This window comes from Sunxiuqinia dokdonensis (genome assembly GCF_001270965.1).
In the GTDB taxonomy this organism is placed as follows: domain Bacteria; phylum Bacteroidota; class Bacteroidia; order Bacteroidales; family Prolixibacteraceae; genus Sunxiuqinia; species Sunxiuqinia dokdonensis.
The window spans coordinates 1-17,565 of sequence record NZ_LGIA01000073.1; the positions used below are offsets into that span (position 1 = coordinate 1).

The window sequence follows — 17,565 nt, forward strand, 5'->3', positions numbered from 1 at the left end:
CATATTGAAGCAAACGCTCGTCTTTTTCCAACTCATCGTACCACCGTAACATTAATAAAGAGGTCCAGCTCATATCCAGCACGTGAAACGGTGACTTGCGAGGGTCCCATGTATATGGATTTCTGTTTGAATTTCCCCAATAATAAGTGTCCCAGCCTCTGCTGCGGTTGTATTTTTCGCCTTCAATTTCCACTTCGTGCATTTCGGTGCCAATAAGGCCATAGAAAAATCCGCTTTTGCGGGGAAAGGACAGAGCCAGCTCTTTCGTTAGCAAGGCTTTGTCCATTAATTCCTGATTGCCTGTTCTTCGTGCATATCGAAACAATCCGCCGGCTGATCGCAGCGAACTGAACCAGGCCTGGTTCCAGATTGACCGAAACTCCCTTTCATTAACTTCTCCCGGATAATTGGGGCTTTGTGTAACGTTTACTATAAATACAGGTGCACCTACCTTTCTGTTATTTAGTTCGAACTCCTGCCATACATTGTCTGACCAGGAATCGAACGCCCACTTGTAGGTATGATTTACATATGATTTGGGATCATTGTTCCCGATTGGGTTTCCGTTTTGGTATGCGATATGCCCCCATTTGTTCCACATAAATTCAAGTGGCTTACGAAACGGATTTGAGATTGCTTCGTTGTCCTCAGAGCAAATCAGGTAAAATCCAATCGCTACGCTTGCAGCCGGATATTTCGCTCCTGGAGCCCGTTTGAATAAAACGTGCCCTGCGACCTCACTTTCGCTCATGCCTAATGTTAGCCGGTTTTCTTGGGCGTTCATATCCAGATACCAGCTTGCCGGGGTTCCCTGTTGCATCATATCCAAATCCGGAATCATCACCATTGAATGCGTCGAATCCGCAACAACCAATGCCGGAGAGCGAAAAACATGTTGAGCAATGATGTGATCGTCAGTGGGAGTTAGATGCGGCGCCCAGTGGAATGTGGGCTTGAAAGCAGGCTCTATACATATTTGCCAATCGTCCAGCCGCATTGCCTTTTTCAGTGAGAAAACGACCTTTATATATAGGGTGCTTTTGTCGATTGTTTGTACCTGAACTTTGCCTTTTTCTTCGCCCAAAAGACTATACTGAATGTTGTTAATGTACTTATTAAAGGGGAGAAACGCTTCCCTATCGATTGTTAAACTGGTGTGTGTTTCTTTTCCCCCGGAATAGGCTGAAAGGCTCGCAACCAGTATTCCGATCAATGCAATAAAAAAGCGTTTCTTCATAACAAATCAGTCTATTCGTTCCAGTGTAATTAAAGTGAGCTCGAACAAGTTGGCATCTCCGTTATCACGTACATGTACCGTGATTGAATTTGTTTGAGCGGTAAGCTGCAAATCCCCCACGTGTACCTTCTCCCGGTAACCATCAGCAGCTGCTTTTGTCGATATCCAGTCGGATAGCTGATTCTGACGTTGCCAAATCTGGAAATCTGCGCCTTTAGGTCCCTCGTGGAAATTGAGTAGAACCCTGTACCTGCCTTCCGGCACATCGGTCAACGTCACCCGCACGGCACCTTTTCCAAAAGAGGTGATACCAAGCCCCCTGTCAAGGATAACCTGCACTCCTCTTTCAAGCGTGATCTCCATCAACTGTGGAAAATAAACATGTGTTGTGGGCAAATAGACTTCTCTCAACTTTGCTGTTGGCTCCATTCGTTCTTCCAGCGGCCGATCGGCATAAAAAAATGCCACAGAAGTATAATCTACAGGAAAATTATTGTTGACTTCGCCGTGTTCCATGCCGTGATAGATTTCTTCTTCAAAAGGCATTTTATCAGAAAGAAAAAACCGATAGCCACCGGTTCGGTTCATTGGCAAAGAGTAATCAAGCGATCCATGCAAAGGCATGCTGATTCCTCTATCCCATCGATCGAGCAGCGCATACCATCCCCCGCTGTAATAATCTTCAGAGCCGGTCCCATGCAGCCTCATTTTGCCATCAACATAAGTTGAATCGTCTCCTTCAAAGAAAAGTGTCATACCTGGACGAAGTCCCTGCGCACTGTGAATGGTACCCACGTAGTGTCCTTTGCCTTTTGTCTGCAGAAAAGTATAAAACTCGCCAATCTCAGGGCGCTCTCTTCTCCATACCGTATAAAGTTTTCCCTCTTCCTGTACGTTGCGCTTATTGCTATTGTAATAAACTTTTACCTTCACCGACATGGGGTTTTGCTGGACTTCTTCTCTGGGTTTGTAAATCAGCTTCATGCTCGCAGAACGATCAAAAGGCATAGGCAGATAGCAATAGTTTGTTGTGCCCTGCCTTCCCATAACCATACTTCGCATGGCAGGTTGTCCGTAAGCGTACCCGAAGAAATCGGCTATCGGTGCGTGGATGGCGTCCACCTGCTCATTATCCCATTTTGCGGAAAGGATGATATCCTTATATCGTCCTTCGAATGATGTACCGCCATCTATGTCAAAACCAACAATCCGTCCACCGGTCTGTTGGTCAAAAAATGTCACTTCTTCACCTGGCTTTATATTGAATGTCTTTTCCTTGGTTTGAATATCATCCGACAATCCGGATCGGTAATTGTCCACTTTTGGCGAGATATCGCCCCATAACCCAGCCACTTCCGACAGCAACTTTTTATCTCCTTCAGAGAACTTACCTGTCCAACTCTCCACGTTCATCCCTGACAATTTCCGATATTGTATTTGATGAAACATGATTCTCTCTCCCTGAAAAACAATTTTCAAGGATTTCTTAAAAGGAATCGGAATATAGCTGTAATAGCCTCCGATCTCGTTCCCGCAAATGGGCTTAATAAAGGGATAAACCTCTCCCGAAAAGAGATCCATAAATCGGATCTTCAGCCGAGGTTGTTTCTCTCCATCGAAGTAGAACAGCAAGGTGTCGTTTGTGGGCGTGGGGGTCCATATCCTGTTTACCACTCCTGGCCCTTCAAATTCTGCCAGCACCAGCCCTTCTTTCTCCTTACTTATGTAGGAATACTTCCCCGAAAAGCCATCATCGTTTCCGCCTGTACGGTCGTAACTTGATTCTTGTTCTATGTATTGATTTGTATGGTAGGTCGGTAGTTTGTCAACCCTTTTCAGTAGTTCAAGCTCATTGCCCCATTTGTAAGCATGTTCCTGACATTGTGCCCTGAAACAGAACACAAAGAATGAAATTGTCAATAAAATTAAAATGTTAGCTTTTTTCATGAGTTACTATTTTGTTTCACTTCTTAATAAAATCCTCAGGGCTCCTCGGTGAAACTCCAAAGATAAAAGTTGCTCCGTTTTGGAATGGTTCTTTCATCTCAAAATTTTCAAAGGCAATACCTCCTGGTATCGGGTCATCACTTGCCCAATACGCAAAACGAGCGTTAACGAGTCCTTTAAGATTTTCATTTGGTTTTTCTTTTATCCAGTATTGTGTAGCAGCTTTTCCGTGGTACTGCCAGTGCCCGGCAGTGCCTGGCGCGTAAACCGCTTTACTGTAATCTTTTTCGTTAGGTTTTGCCATAAAATACGCTCTTCCGTTTTTGTCTTTTATCATTTCTTTTTGGGTGAAATATTGATGTGGCGTAAAATGAATGTCTTTATATTCAGGCCAAATCTCAAGCGCCGATTTTTGCCCATCTTTCAGATAGAGTGTCCTTAACCGGGCTTTGTTTCCCATTGTTGCAGTTGTGATAAAATAGTTCAGATCAACAGAACCTTCATACGTGTAAGTCGATATTGAAAATTCATACGGGCGCGATTCAAAAAAACGAAGCCGTATATACACCCGTGCACCATTATCGAATGGTTCTGAAAAAATATAAAGCGATAGCGTTTCCTCGCCGTTAATGCTTTCTACTACTCCTCTTGCCGGAAAGTCCTCTTTTAAAGGAACAACAGCAGTTGAATCGTTAGAACTCCAAAAACGTTTTCCTCTTTTCCCTTCATCAAGGCTGCTCATTTCAAGTTCTGATAACCCCCTATGCTCACTTCCTTCTGGAATCGGCTCCAGAGCAATGAAGTTCATCACCTCAGCGCGTTTTAAGTCTAAATAAGGTGTGTAAATCCTCAGCAATCCCCTTGGCCCGGGCAGGGGAGCCAGCCCGACTTGTATTCCATTAACATGTCCCCACACAGGTATGGCCGGTTTTTCCCGTGAAGGTTGTATCCATGTTCCGGTTGTGTCAGGAGGTGCCAGTTGGTGCCAATAAGGTAGGTTCTCTTGGGATGATGCTGACTTAACTATTGAAAATGAGAACAGTAAAATTAAAAACAAACGCATTTTTTCGGGTTTGATGGATTTTATGTATCAATAAGGTCGATCAAATCTTCGTTCAACATTAATCGGAGAAATCTCCCATATCTGCGATTTCGGCTTTCATCAGAAAAACATTGTACGGCATCCATATCGACATTGTAAAGTACAACTTATTGCCTGTTACAGATAAGGGATGAAAGTAGGAGCCGTATAACTGCGCATATTCGGTACCAGCAGCTAACTCGTAAGGTTCACTCCATGGCCCGGTAATATTTTCTGCTGTTCGCATGGTTATATTGTACCGGTCGGAAGAGAAATAGGCAATTATCCATTTTTCGAGGGTTTGATTATAAATGAACGATAATTCACCCACCCTGTCATCTATTATTACCGAAGCTTTGCTTTCATCTCCTGTAAGCCATTGGCCGGATGCCCCGTTCCAATATTCGTAATTAGCCTGCTTTTCGATATCGGATTCAATGAATCGGGCCAGTTTTGCACTACTGTCCCTTCCTGTTTGGGTACCAATCATATACACATATCCGTCTTTTTTGAAATACCCAACTTGTCCGAAATTACTGTATGAAGAAAAGGAGACATCCTCGCATTTCGTCCATGTTTGTCCATTGTCAACAGATTTGTACATTCCTGAATAATTGGTAACCCATCCTGTCCAGTTTCTGATGTTAAAATAATGCACATAATCAATTCCGTTGGCACGGATGGCTGCTGTTGGAATAGATGTCCAGTCGCCGTTACCCGATACATCTTTCCCGCCATAAACGATTTCCCGGGCATCTCCTCTTTCGTCAGTTGCCATGCTACTAAACGAAAGGCCATCTTCTAAATTATCGTCATCGGAATAAGCCAACACATTGCTTCGCCAGCTGCCTCCATTAGGACCAGGATTGGAAGGATTCGGGTTGAAATCTCTTCCGAAAGTATCTCCAAAGAAAATCCCGTATTTTCCGGGTCCCATTTCCCAAATAATACCGAGGTCAGTTCCTCCCAGGTTCCAATTTAATGCGGTGTTGTTAGGGCTTGGAAAAGTTTCGTCTGCCATAGGAGTTCCTGTAACACGTGCAATGCGGTTAACGCCTCTGATGAAAAATCCCCAACGGTTATCAATACTCAAAGAAAGGTTGTTGGACTTATTTCCGTCTTTGTAAATGGCACTCAATACTAATTTGAAAGCCTCCGGATCGGATTCCTGAATTACATATTTAAATGAATAAGAGGATGAAAGCTCGCTCTTATCGATTTCTGCAGAATAATTATCTCCACCATTCTTTTTTACCGAGATGTAATCAATAGCATCAAGGTTTTGGAAGGTAAGTGTAGTTGTTACTGTTTTTGTCTCTTTATCAGGAACAAGATTTGTTTCGGAAGCTGCAATTTCATCAACGGGTAGATAAGGCTCGTCATCATCGTCTTTAGAACAAGAAAATAACAAAAGGGCTGAACAAAATAAAATTATACAAAGTGTATTACCGGAGGTAATTCCAGGTTTTATTTTTTCTTTTACTAAAGAATTATAAATCATGATGTAAGCAGTTTGCAGATATTGTTATAGTACTTGTAATTTTAAAAATAAGGGTGTGTCAATAATGCTTAAAAATAACAAATAGCAGATGGCAACCATCTTAATTGATATGATAAATGATTTTCTGACACACCCTCAATAATATTTGAAAAAGACTATTATTTAATCGATTTCAATAACCTGACCATCAGAATAAACTCTGTCGGGTTTACCTTCTTCTTTTGCTTCGTCGGTTAGATATCCCAGCAGTTTTACTACAAACCGATATTCTTTACTTGTATCGATTGTAATGTCTGCAGTTGTATTTTCGTTTCCAACGATGATCTTTTGTCTGTAAATATTGTCTTCTACCACTTGTATACTTGCCTCTAAAGGCCTGTTAAAATCAGCAGAAATATCTGAAGGTATTTGCCAAGTTAATGTAACAACACTTCCCTGTTGCGTGTAATTCAAATTTTCTACTTCCGGCAAAGAATGATTGAATTCTTTAAGATCAATAATATCTCTATCGTAACAGCCCGTAAACAGAACTATGGTAAGTGTTACAATAAGTGCTTTAGCTATATTTTTCATCTTTTTAATTTTTTATGGCAACAGATGGAATTTACATCTATGTCAACTAATTGACATTAATGCCTTTTTTGCGAATTCCATGCTCATTTCATTGCCATTGTTTTAATATTTCAACACTAATAACCAGGGTTTTGCGTATAATTTCCTTTTGCCCATTTCATTTGAGCTTGTGGTATTGGGAAAAATTCGTCGCGTCCGGCCGTGAAGCGTGCATTGTCCATCCAATAAAATCTATTTTTTTCTATGGAGAAATATTCATTCATTGTTTCTTCCAAAATCCCCCAACGTTGTAAGTCGAAGAAACGGCGTCCTTCGCAGGCCAGTTCAAGGCGATTTTCCCACTGTAGTGCTTTCCATGCAAAATCCTTATCCCAAACACAGTTTACGCCTGGTTGGTAGGTCTCACATTTATAATTCATAACAGGTGTTCCGTCTGCCATTATTAAGCGGCTTGTGCTGTTTGCTGCGCGTTCACGGATTTTGTTGATCAATTCAAGAGACTCATTCCATCGGTCTAACTGGATAAGAACCTCAGCTTTCCAAAGTAATACCTCATCATAGCGGATCATTCTTTTATTCATCGAGTTGAATTGCCATCCATCGTACAATAAACATCCACAATCGGGATGTGGTAATTCTTTTAATGATTTGAGATAACCATATTCAGCTCCATTACGAATTCCTCTGCTTTCAAAGATCAGATCTGGATCGTATTTCCATGGGTGACCAGGCACCCCTGCTGTATGACTAAAACGAGGATCAAAATTATACTTTTCAAAATAGTCTCTATTGCCTGCTTCGACAAGAGCCGTATTCACTGTTCCATCAGGATTCTTGATGTAGTCACCATAGCAGTCATCATTGTATGTATCAAACAGAGGTAATCCATCTGGACCGGTTTTAAACGCATTTCCCATTGTATAGCTTACGTGGTGAAAACCGCAACATTGAAAGCCAGCCCACTGCCATGGATGGTTCAATCCTTCTCCTCTATTTATTTTACCACCTGTAGAGCTACCATCGTCAATTGAATACTGGATTTCCCAGATTGATTCTTTTGTGTTGTTATCAGATTCAGCCACAAAATTTTCCCCGAAGTCATCGCATAAATCAACCGCTCCTCCTTCTTGGTCTGTTAATTTATTTAGATAACCCAATGCTTCGTTTAGTCTTTCTTTGTTAATATTAATAACCTGATGCCTGTCATCCTGTTCGTATGCCATAAACATCAATGTTCTTGCCACCATTGCGGTTGCTGCATTCTTATTTACCCTTCCTTTTTCATTTTGCACCAAGGGTAGACGGCTTTCTGCATCTTTAAAGTCGTTTAAAATTCTTTCCCATAAGTACATGTCGTCAGGTTGATCGTGATCCTTATTGGGAACGGCTTCAAATTCAGCCGATGTTCCAACAACATTTTCATCTATGTAAGGTACATATTTGAAAAACTCTTTAAGTCTGAAATAGACAAAGCCCCGGATGAATTTTACTTCACCGATTCTAACACTTTTTAATGGATAATCGTCTTCGGAGATATTTTCCATTTTTTGAATTGCAGTATTGCATCGTTGTATTATCTGGTAGGAGACATACCACGGATAATCGAGCGGCCAACCGTTTGGTGTTAAATTTACAAAGGTTTCCATGTACCCCCAGCCATTTCCACCATCCCAAGTTCCTCCACCTCCTTTATAGGAATCATCAGAACGCAGAGAGCCTGACCACCACGGAGAAAATGGGGAATCCCATGAAGGAATATCCGTTATTCTGGCATAAGCAGCTGTGACGAAACCTTCCATATCGCTTGGTTTTGTTAGTAAGGCGTCATCTAGAACCTGCTTTGGATTTACTTCTAAAAAATTCGAACAACTATTTCCTGCAAAAAGAAAGGCAAATGCGAATATTATTAATCTATACTTTTTCATGGATTTCTAATTTAGAATGTAACATTAAGGCCAAACGCTAATGAAAATGGAGTCAAATAGCCATAGCCGGGCATTTCTGGATCGAAACTGGTATATTGATCGTCTCCCCACCCCTTTTTCAGGGTCAACACGTTTCGTGCAGAAGCATACAGTCGCAAATGTTGCATATACATTTTGTTGGATATTTTCGTTGGCAAAGTATAGCCGAGCTCAATATTCCTCAACTTAAGGTATGAGCCATCTTCAACAAAATATGACGAAAACACTTGCTCGCTGTTAGTTGTTGAATTAGAAATGGCTGGAATATTCGAATTTGGATTATCAAACGACCACGCATCTAGTATTCTGGTTGGGTGATTTTTCCCGGAAGGAACCGATATGTTCCAAAGATCGCTTTCTTGTTTCCAAATGTTGTTTACTTTATTCCCATAAACGCCCTGAAAAAATAGGTTCAAGTCAAAGTTGTGATAACTCAAATCGAAGGTTACCCCGCCAAAGAAATCAGGATCAGTAATTCCAATCCATGTTCTGTCATATAGTTCATTAACAACTCCGTTGCCGTCCAAATCTTTGTAACGAATACGACCAATGGCTTTTCCTGTTTGTTCAGCATGTGCATCCACTTCTTCTTGCGTTTTGAAGATGCCATCAGCAACAAGCCCGTAAAAGATATTTGGAGTTCGCCCAATTACAAAATCATTCATGCCATCGCCTGGATATCTGTTTATAACGTTTTCAGGAAGATCAATTAACTTTGTTTTATATGTTCCAACATTGGCAGAGACAGCATACTGAAAAGGAGCCATTGGATCATTTTTGAAAGTGATTTCGAATTCAAAGCCTCTGTTATCCATATTTGCCCCATTAATCCACGGTTCTCCTCCTTCACCCATTGCTGCGATGTATGGAACCTGAACTAATATGTCTTCCGTTCTTTTATAGTAATATCCAAGCGAGCCAAATATTCGTTGGTCAAGAAAACCATAATCAACAGCCAAGTCTATTTGTGATGTGGTTTCCCATTTGAGATCAGAGTTCCCCAACCAGGTTCTTCGGTATCCCGAATAAAGTTGCCCGGTTTCATTTCCTTCGATAGGATAAGATGTTCCAAAATAGTCGGTTGTGAATGGCGTTGTTGTATACCCTCTTGGTAATCCTTGTACGCTTCCGTTTGTTCCCCAGCTAGCACGTATTTTTAGATCTGAAATGAAATCGTAGTTGTTCATGAACGATTCTCGATTAATTCTCCATCCGCCCGAAGCAGCTGGAAAAATCCCATAGCGATTATCTTCTCCAAAAAGTGAGGATCCATCACGACGCAACGTAAATGAAAATAAGTATTTTGAATCGAAAACATAGTTGACCTTCCCAAATAGTGAAGAATAGGTAAATTCGTCAGCTGAGCTTCCAAGTGAATATTTTGATCCTGTGGTCACTCCTAAATGGGCAAAATCACGATCTTCAAGATAAACTCCTTCTCTTCTGGCAGAGTATCCCTCTTGCACATATCTTGTAGCCTCAGCTCCAAATACTGCATCCAGATTGTGCTTACCTGCACTTAGATTATACGATAAAGTGTTTGTCCATACGTAGTTCAAAGAGTGAGACTGATAACTTCCAACATAGTTTTCCCCGTCGCTATTTCTGCCACCTGTTTCTGACCAAATACCATCCACAGCCCTGTTGTAAGCACTTCCGTAGTCAACTCCAAATTGCGTACGTGCGGAAATTCCTTTCCAAATTCGCAGGTCGAGGTACACATTCCCAATTGTTTTGACAAAATTATTTACGTTGTCTTTATTCATTGTCAATAAACGAACCGGGTTTGAGAAATCGTCGAACCCCGCGGCACCAGCCCAATTCCCATCAATATCGTAAACAGGTACTGCTGGAGGATTAATCATAGCCCAGCGGGTTTCGTTCTGATCTCTGTACTGCAAGTAGGATACAGCCAGATTCTCTCCAATTTTTAAATGGTTCTTAATGAGGTCGTATTCTGAGTTGGCACGCACTGAATATTGTCTGAAAAATGTATGAATCTGCGTTCCCTGGTTATCGTAATAGCCCAATGAGAACAAACTCTTACTCTTGTCAGAACCACTCGAAACGGTCACTTGGTGGTTTGTTGTAATTGCTGTACGAAGAATTTCATCCATCCAGTCTGTGTCTGCTCCTGGAACGGTTTGCGCAGAGTTCAGCCACTCGGCCACCTTAACATCATCGAGTACAGGTCTTCCATTCTCATCTCTGTTCCATGAGAAATCGTAGGTAGTTGGCAGCGACATAGCCGTGCCATACACTTCTTCATCGTATGCCTGGGCTCTAAAAGCCGCAATCCCATATTGCTCTGCATCCATCAGAGTTGGCTTGTTTCGAATTGTATTAAACGAAACACTGCCCTTATACTCAACGGTTGTTTTTCCTTCTTTTCCCTTTTTTGTTTGAACGAGAATAACACCTCCGGATGCACGTGCTCCATATATACTCGCTGAAGCAGCATCTTTCAGGACCTGGATGGATTCAATATCTCCTGAGTTGATATCTCGAAGGTTAAGATTTTCAGTCGGCATTCCATCTAGAACAATCAAAGGTTTAACGGCACCAGAGAGTGATGAAAGTCCTCTGATCTGAATGTTAACACCTTCTGCCGGGTTGCCTCCATTTGTAGTAATGTGTACACCTGAAAGCTTACCTTGTAGAGACCTCATTGCATTGGCTGAAGGATTTTTTTCCAAATCTTCGGATTTCGCTATTGAAACAGACCCTGTCATATCTGCTTTCTTCTGGGTCATATATCCTATGTACACCACTTCAGAAAGCATCGCAGCATCCGCCTCCATTACTACATCTATAACTGATTCGCCATTAAGTGGCTGTTCTACTGTTCTATTTCCAATGAAAGAAAATACTAAGACTGCATTTTCAGAAGGTACACCTATCTCGTAACGTCCTTCTGCATTGGTTGCCGTACCTATCGTAGTTCCCTTAATATAGACATTTACTCCAACAAGGAGTTCGCCATTTGCATCCATTACACGTCCGGCAACTTTTTGTACCGGTTGCGCCGATGCTAACGTAGTGTTTCCTATACATAAAAAGATGACAAGAAGCATTCTGCATATTATAATTTGCGATTTTTTCATAAAATTTGAGTTAATTTTATCCATTTAGATTAGAAATGTACTCTATTTATCATTTTAGTTAGTTTTGCATAGTGATGATGTTAGACATGTAGTATTTCAAGGGACTTGTTCTCTCTGCTATGGCATATTGACCAGTGGCAATTGAATTTTTTCACTCATTTCCCCATAGCCTGGGATCATTTCCCTTTGCTTTTCTCCATGCATCACGCCACCGATGCATATCCATATGATTAATGAATGGTTTCGGTTTCCTTTGTGCTTTCGAAGGTGCTGCCGGGAGTTTCGCTGCTTCATCCTGATACCAATATGCAACCGTGGCCAAATCCAAGGTAAGATTGTTATTGTGCCCATGCTCAATGGTCCCTTTTACCTCCCTCTCAAAAAAGATAGGATCATTAATAAAGAAACGGTACACGTGCGTTCGTCCGAGCCATCCGATATCGTTATTTACACGAGGATAACCAAAATACGGATGCGAGAAAGGTTCTTTTGGACACCACGATGTATTAAAAAAGTCTTCGGTTCCGGTGCCTATTAGTGAGGGTGTTTTCTCACCGTCAATAAACCACATATCATCTCCTTCTCCATACCACATGGGTGTCGGAGAATGTACGTAATAGTTCACACCTACAAAATGCCCCTTCCCTTTAGTTTCGACGAAAACATAGTTTTGCTCTCCTCCTTTGTTTGGCCGTTGAGCTCCGGTAAGCGCCCACTCTGTTTCTCCTTCAGGAAGTGCTGGAGTTAGGTTGTGGTTATACCAGGCATGAAAACGTCCCATATTTTCGGGTAACGATCCCATTTCAAAATAGTCAACATAAAAATAAAAAGCGTTGATCGTTTTGTCGGTTTGATTTTCAATCTCTATCCTCGCCCCTTTTTCAAAAGGCATAACAAAGTAGCTTGACATTCCGGTTCCGTTTTCCGGTCCAGCCGAAAGGGGGAAAGAGGCATAATTATACCGCTCATCCCATCCTTGTCCGAAAAATGGTCCGATTGGAGATTCCACGGAAGGATAATCATTCCCATCCCAATACATTCGTAAAATGATATCGTTGCGACTTAGCTCACCGGGAGGCGGAGCAATGGTGATCCAGATATGATTTATTATTCCTGTACCTTCAATCGTGGCAATTGTTCTTTTTTCACCGGGTTTAAAGGGTTCCAGGTGGTCACGGTTTCCTCCGGTCGGGTCGGTGCTTGAGATTCGTTGGTTTTTTATTCCTGATTTAATTTTTGCAAGATCGAACATTTCTCCTCCCGGTTCTTGTGCGGAAGCAGAAAGAGTCAAAGCAAAAAGAATAAAAAACGTAAATTTGATTTTTACCAATTTCATTTTTGACTAATTTTTAAAGTTGTTTTTTCTTTTTTTTACTGATGCTGCTTTTCACGCCAGATCCGGCAGCATTTAGAGCGATTAGTGCCACATGACGCTAATCGCTTTTTTAATTTCAAATTGTTCTGTTCATAGGCATATGCTTTTGTGTTGTTAAAAATTTAAGACTGTTTCTTGCGGCAAACCACCGCGCCGTAATAAGCAATTAAAAGAAACGCCAGGGCCGGAACCCAATAAGCCAACTTGATACTTCCGGATTGGTCGGAAACAATGCCCTGAACCTGGGTTAATACAGCAGCCCCGGCAATGGCCATCACCATGCCGGCACCACCAAGTTTCATGTCTTCGCCCAGTCCGGCCACTCCCAAACCATAGATTGTTGGAAACATCAGCGACATGCAGCCGGAAATCCCGATCAGCGCATAAACGCCCATCCAACCTTCAGCATAAATGACGGTGAGGCTGCACAAAACAGCCAGTAAGGCCAGTATTGTCAACAGCATGCGGGGCTGAATGTATTTCATTAGCCCGGTGCTAATGAAGCGAACAATGACAAATAAAACCAAGGAAATAATGTAGTAAGTCGCCCCGGCCTGTTCAGCTGTTCGCGGAAGTAAAGCGTCTAATCCCGCCCACTCAAACACGTTATAAAAGCCGGCCGAAAGCGGCTCCAGATTTCTGAGCACTGCAATAATGTCGTCGGTTGTGGCTTCCCGTCCAAGGCTGGCAACAACCGATTCAAGGTTCAATTGCTGCATAGTGTAGCGAATGATAAATGACCAGACAGCAATCTGCGCACCAACATAAAAGAACTGGGCAATCACTCCCCACACATAGTTCCTGTTCGCTTTAAGCCGGTTAAGTGTTCCCGAAAAATCCAACTTCTTGTCTTCTTCCTTCAGGTTGGGCACCCGCGTCAGGTAAATGGCCAGCAGCAAGCCGACAATCACTACTCCCACCGTCATGTAGGCCATGGTTACTGCATTCAGTTCAGCACCCTGTACCTTAGCCAGTTCGGCCGGCGACAAAAGTGCCCGCTCATCTGCATTCAAAATATTTAGGTTCGACAAAATGAACACCTGACTGATGACCACCCCTGTAATCGCGCCGAAAGGATTAAACGACTGGGCAAAATTCAGGCGCTGGGTGGCGGTTTCCTCCGGCCCGATAGCACACACATATGAATTGGCGGATGTTTCCAGAATCGACAAACCAGCAAAAAGAATAACAATCGCCAGCAAAAACATTAAAAACCCAACGTTGATGTTCCAGCCGGCTATTTGCATGGCCGGGTAAAACAGGAAGGTACCTGCCGCATACATACCAAGGCCAAGCATTACCCCCGACTTGTAGGTGTAACGCTTGATAAACAAGGCCGCCGGAATGGCGAAACAACCATAGCCCAGCAGGTAGCAGGCCACCTGAATCCAGGCGGTTTTCGAATCAGTCAAACTCATGATTCGCTTAAAAGCTGCCAACATCGTGTCGGTCAGGTTATTAGGCAATGCCCAGGCAAAAAACAGGGTTGTCAAAAGGATGAAGGGCCAAACAATTCCCCGCGGTATAATTGGTGCTTTTTCCATCGACTGTTAATTACTGAATTTCGATTCGATCGTGTAAAGGTTCAGGTGAAACAAGTTGTTGACAATCTTAGCCAGCTCTTCCTTTTCACCCTGAATATGAACAATCCGTTGCGTGTGCGTGAGCGATTCGCCGGGCTGCAGCGCCGCCGCCGGAGATGAGGTTTCAATCTCGTAGAAAGGGCCCATAATGGATCCATCTTCTACCGGACCGTCATTATACGAGTTAATCACGTCGCCGGCGTAAGGATCGTCTTGTTCACCCCAGTTGGAATTCACATAGACTTTTGGTTCATCGGGAAGCGAGCACCAGAGTAGCGTCAGGATGTTTTGTTCTGAATCATAGCTTCCGCACAATTCTTTCGCTCTACCCGGAGGAATACCAATTTTGCTACGGTACTTTCCATCAATCTTAAAAAAGACAGTTCCGTTTTCCGCAATCAAACGATCGGATGGCACCTTGCCAAAATACTCGTCATTCACAATTGTTCCGTCCACATCCTGGTTGTAAGGGATAAAAACGGTTGTTGTTGGCGAAGGGTTAAACATCGACAATAGCCAGATAGAAAGCAGACCATCCTTCTTGATCCATGGATTTTCTCCGTGGTTGGTGATGGTATTCTCCGACTGGTAAGCTACCACTTCAAAGTAGCCCTCCGGTACATCAAGCCCGAGCAAACTGGAAAGATCAGAGCGGCTAAGTAGCGAAACTTTTCTGCTAATTCCCACCTGAAACTCGGTTCCCGATGCGTTGGTCAGCCGGGTATCTTTTGTAAATACAACCGACTGGCTTTCCTGCTCCTTCACCTCAAACCGCTCCGTATCCAGCACCGGAGGTACCAGCCAGTTTTCAAAAACCTGCTCGTCTCCCTGGGCAAAATAGATGGAATGTGGTCCACCTTCAGGCCCCAGCCAAAAGCGCTCTTCGCCGCCAACAGGGTTAAACTGCGGATTGATCTCGCCCGAAGCTATCAAATCGTAGTTGATCCATCCATAGCTTTTGCCTTCTTTCCCGTTAGAGGATGAGGTCATCACTCGCCCCTGATAGTCAGGGATTAGCAGGATCGAAGCCTGTGCCTCGTCATCGGTCAACTCAATGGTTTCAATATTCCGGGTTTCAAAAAAAGTCACATCATAACCGTACGTCCCTTTCGTATAATCATTTAATTTATCTTCCACTTGCTTCACGTTTTTATTTCCTGTAGAGGTGCAAGCGGCTGCAAAAACCAACAATGACATCCACGCCGCTTGCTTTACGCTATTACTTTTTGAATAATTCATACTTCCTGGACTTTAAGTTGCTATGAATATAAAGGTCCAAAACTTGTGCATGCCCTGTAATCTGAGCCTTCGGGATCACTTCCAAAGGCATTCCATGTTGCAGGACGGAATAACTGATCCTCCGAAACATTATGCATACAGACAGGGATTCGCAGCATTGATGCCAGCGTAATCAACTCAGCACCAATATGACCATAAGAAATAGCACCGTGATTAGCTCCCCAGTTAGCCATTACCGAATAAACATCCTTAAACTTGCCAGTTCCTGATATCCGGGGAACAAACCAAGTTGTTGGCCAAATAGGATCTGTACGTTTATCGAGAACAGTATGAATGTCCTCTGGTAGTTCGACAGTCCATCCTTCAGCTATTTGGAGAACAGGCCCAAGCCCTTTAATCAGGTTAATTCGATTCATTGTCACCGGCATTTGACCTGCGGTTTTGAATTGTGACGAAAATCCGCCGCCACGCATATACCCCTTATTCGAAGGACACCACTGCGTGTGGTCAAGGCATTTTTGAGCTTCGTCTTCGGTAATCTCCCAGTAAGGCTTCATCACCGGGTTTCCATCCTTGTCGCGCTGCTGAGCTGTTGCATCCAAAGTCGTTGAACCTGAATTGATCAGGTGAATAATTCCATTGGCGGCCAGTCCGGTCAGTTCTTTCCCGGTAACTCGTTTAACCGCCTCCGGGCTCCAAAAAGTGCGGACATCCGAAAACAGCTGGGCCGTATTGGTCAGTAGATGTCCGAACAGCATGGAAACCCCGTTTAAGCTGTCATTCTCCGTTGCAAAAACATAAGCCTGGCGAATTCCATTCCAGTCAAAAGATGAATTCAGTATCGCTTCCATAAAATCTCCATCCGGATAGTGGTCAGTCCACTGACGTTGTCCCTGGAATCCTCCGGCAATAGCATTATGACCTTTCGATTCTTCGCCGAAGCCCATCGCCTTCAACTTCGGGTTTCCATGCATGAGATCTTTGGCAATCAGGGTCATTTTGACGACCATCTCCCACTGCTTGTCTTTCTCTTCGCGACTGTAAGGTGTTTCATTAATTTCAAAACCTTCCCGGCAATTTTGCTTCACCCAAGCCAATGCCTTTTCGTATTCCTCATGGTCATAGATTCCACGGTCGATACGACGAATCAATTCAACCGATTCCACAAATTCAGTTCGCATTCCCAAATAATCCTGAAAGAAATCCGGATTGACCATCGAGCCTGCAATTCCCATGGAAGTGTAACCAATGGACAGGTATGACTTCCCTTTCATTTGCGCCACAGCCAAGGCCGATTTCACAAATTGCAAGATTTTATTTGCAACATCCTCAGGTATCGAACTGTCTCCTGCATCTTGCACATCACGCCCATAAATACTGAAAACAGGCAACCCTTTTTGGTTATAACCTGCAATTGCCGCGGCCAAATAGACGGCCCCAGGTCGCTCTGAGCCATTAAATCCCCATATCGCTTTGGGTATTAGCGGATCAGCATCCATTACTTCGGTACCATAACACCACGCTGGCGTTACGGTTAATGAAACTTCCACCCCCTCACGAGCAAATTGATCAGCACATCGTGCCGCGTCTGCAACACCACCAATTGTCGTATTCGAAATCACACACTCCACCTGTTCTCCCGATGGAAACCTAAGATTCTCTTCAATTAGTCGGGCTGCGGCCTTGGCCAAAGCCATGGTTTGATCCTCCAAAGATTCCCGTACTCCATTTTCCCGTCCATCGATTACCGGACGGATTCCGACTTTTGGCAAACTTCCTATTAATCTACTTATCATTTCTATCTATTTTGTTTCGACTTACTTTTCTTAGTTAACTTCCAGTTCTTGCCAGCTTGGTAGCTTGGGAAACTTGGCATGAGGTTCGGTTTGGTACCAGAAGGCCACCGAAGAAATATCCGACTTTTGTGGGAGATACCGGCCACCATGACGCCATCCCAAATC

11 protein-coding genes are annotated in these 17,565 nt (G+C 43.1%); all 11 read right to left on the reverse strand.

Features of this window, described 5'->3' with window-relative positions:
• Nucleotides 1-1,237 (reverse strand): hypothetical protein (locus tag NC99_RS06425; RefSeq protein ID WP_204374923.1); only part of this gene is annotated, 1,237 nt, incomplete at its 3' end.
• Nucleotides 1,238-1,243: 6 nt separating this feature from the next.
• Nucleotides 1,244-3,184 (reverse strand): glycoside hydrolase family 172 protein, encoded by a 1,941-nt coding sequence (locus tag NC99_RS06430; RefSeq protein ID WP_053181123.1) that lies wholly within the window; start codon nucleotides 3,182-3,184, stop codon nucleotides 1,244-1,246.
• 16 nt (nucleotides 3,185-3,200) lie between these two features.
• On the reverse strand, nucleotides 3,201-4,247 hold the full coding sequence (locus NC99_RS06435; RefSeq protein ID WP_053181126.1) for a hypothetical protein: 1,047 nt from the start codon (nucleotides 4,245-4,247) through the stop codon (nucleotides 3,201-3,203).
• Between the two features lie 58 nt (nucleotides 4,248-4,305).
• Entirely contained in the window at nucleotides 4,306-5,766 is a 1,461-nt protein-coding gene (locus tag NC99_RS06440; RefSeq protein WP_053181128.1) for a DUF4185 domain-containing protein, read from the reverse strand.
• 162 nt (nucleotides 5,767-5,928) lie between these two features.
• Nucleotides 5,929-6,339: a DUF4945 domain-containing protein gene (locus NC99_RS06445; protein ID WP_053181131.1), complete on the reverse strand. Its 411-nt coding sequence runs from the start codon at nucleotides 6,337-6,339 to the stop codon at nucleotides 5,929-5,931.
• 116 nt (nucleotides 6,340-6,455) lie between these two features.
• Nucleotides 6,456-8,264 carry a RagB/SusD family nutrient uptake outer membrane protein gene (locus NC99_RS06450; protein WP_053181134.1) on the reverse strand — a complete coding sequence of 603 codons (1,809 nt, stop codon included), beginning with the start codon at nucleotides 8,262-8,264 and terminating at the stop codon, nucleotides 6,456-6,458.
• An 11-nt stretch (nucleotides 8,265-8,275) separates the two neighbouring features.
• A complete protein-coding gene (locus NC99_RS06455; RefSeq protein ID WP_082326344.1) occupies nucleotides 8,276-11,407 on the reverse strand; it encodes a SusC/RagA family TonB-linked outer membrane protein in 3,132 nt (1,043 codons plus the stop codon).
• A gap of 151 nt (nucleotides 11,408-11,558) precedes the next feature.
• Nucleotides 11,559-12,743 (reverse strand): glycoside hydrolase family 172 protein, encoded by a 1,185-nt coding sequence (locus NC99_RS06460; protein WP_053181140.1) that lies wholly within the window; start codon nucleotides 12,741-12,743, stop codon nucleotides 11,559-11,561.
• A 161-nt stretch (nucleotides 12,744-12,904) separates the two neighbouring features.
• A complete protein-coding gene (gene fucP / locus NC99_RS06465; RefSeq protein WP_053181142.1) occupies nucleotides 12,905-14,326 on the reverse strand; it encodes an L-fucose:H+ symporter permease in 1,422 nt (473 codons plus the stop codon).
• A gap of 6 nt (nucleotides 14,327-14,332) precedes the next feature.
• On the reverse strand, nucleotides 14,333-15,604 hold the full coding sequence (locus tag NC99_RS06470; RefSeq protein WP_204374924.1) for a DUF6786 family protein: 1,272 nt from the start codon (nucleotides 15,602-15,604) through the stop codon (nucleotides 14,333-14,335).
• Between the two features lie 20 nt (nucleotides 15,605-15,624).
• The gene (locus NC99_RS06475) at nucleotides 15,625-17,400 is read right to left on the reverse strand and encodes an L-fucose isomerase (protein WP_053181145.1); all 1,776 of its coding nucleotides are present in this window, start codon (nucleotides 17,398-17,400) and stop codon (nucleotides 15,625-15,627) included.
• Nucleotides 17,401-17,565 lie beyond the last annotated feature (165 nt).

Bases quoted from the DNA above. Each gene is read 5' to 3' on its own strand.
- NC99_RS06430 (WP_053181123.1), bottom strand. From the start codon at position 3,184: ATGAAAAAAGCTAACATTTTAATTTTATTGACAATTTCATTCTTTGTG.
- NC99_RS06435 (WP_053181126.1), bottom strand. From the start codon at position 4,247: ATGCGTTTGTTTTTAATTTTACTGTTCTCATTTTCAATAGTTAAGTCA.
- NC99_RS06440 (WP_053181128.1), bottom strand. From the start codon at position 5,766: ATGATTTATAATTCTTTAGTAAAAGAAAAAATAAAACCTGGAATTACC.
- NC99_RS06445 (WP_053181131.1), bottom strand. From the start codon at position 6,339: ATGAAAAATATAGCTAAAGCACTTATTGTAACACTTACCATAGTTCTG.
- NC99_RS06450 (WP_053181134.1), bottom strand. From the start codon at position 8,264: ATGAAAAAGTATAGATTAATAATATTCGCATTTGCCTTTCTTTTTGCA.
- NC99_RS06455 (WP_082326344.1), bottom strand. From the start codon at position 11,407: ATGAAAAAATCGCAAATTATAATATGCAGAATGCTTCTTGTCATCTTT.
- NC99_RS06460 (WP_053181140.1), bottom strand. From the start codon at position 12,743: ATGAAATTGGTAAAAATCAAATTTACGTTTTTTATTCTTTTTGCTTTG.
- fucP (WP_053181142.1), bottom strand. From the start codon at position 14,326: ATGGAAAAAGCACCAATTATACCGCGGGGAATTGTTTGGCCCTTCATC.
- NC99_RS06470 (WP_204374924.1), bottom strand. From the start codon at position 15,604: ATGAATTATTCAAAAAGTAATAGCGTAAAGCAAGCGGCGTGGATGTCA.
- NC99_RS06475 (WP_053181145.1), bottom strand. From the start codon at position 17,400: ATGATAAGTAGATTAATAGGAAGTTTGCCAAAAGTCGGAATCCGTCCG.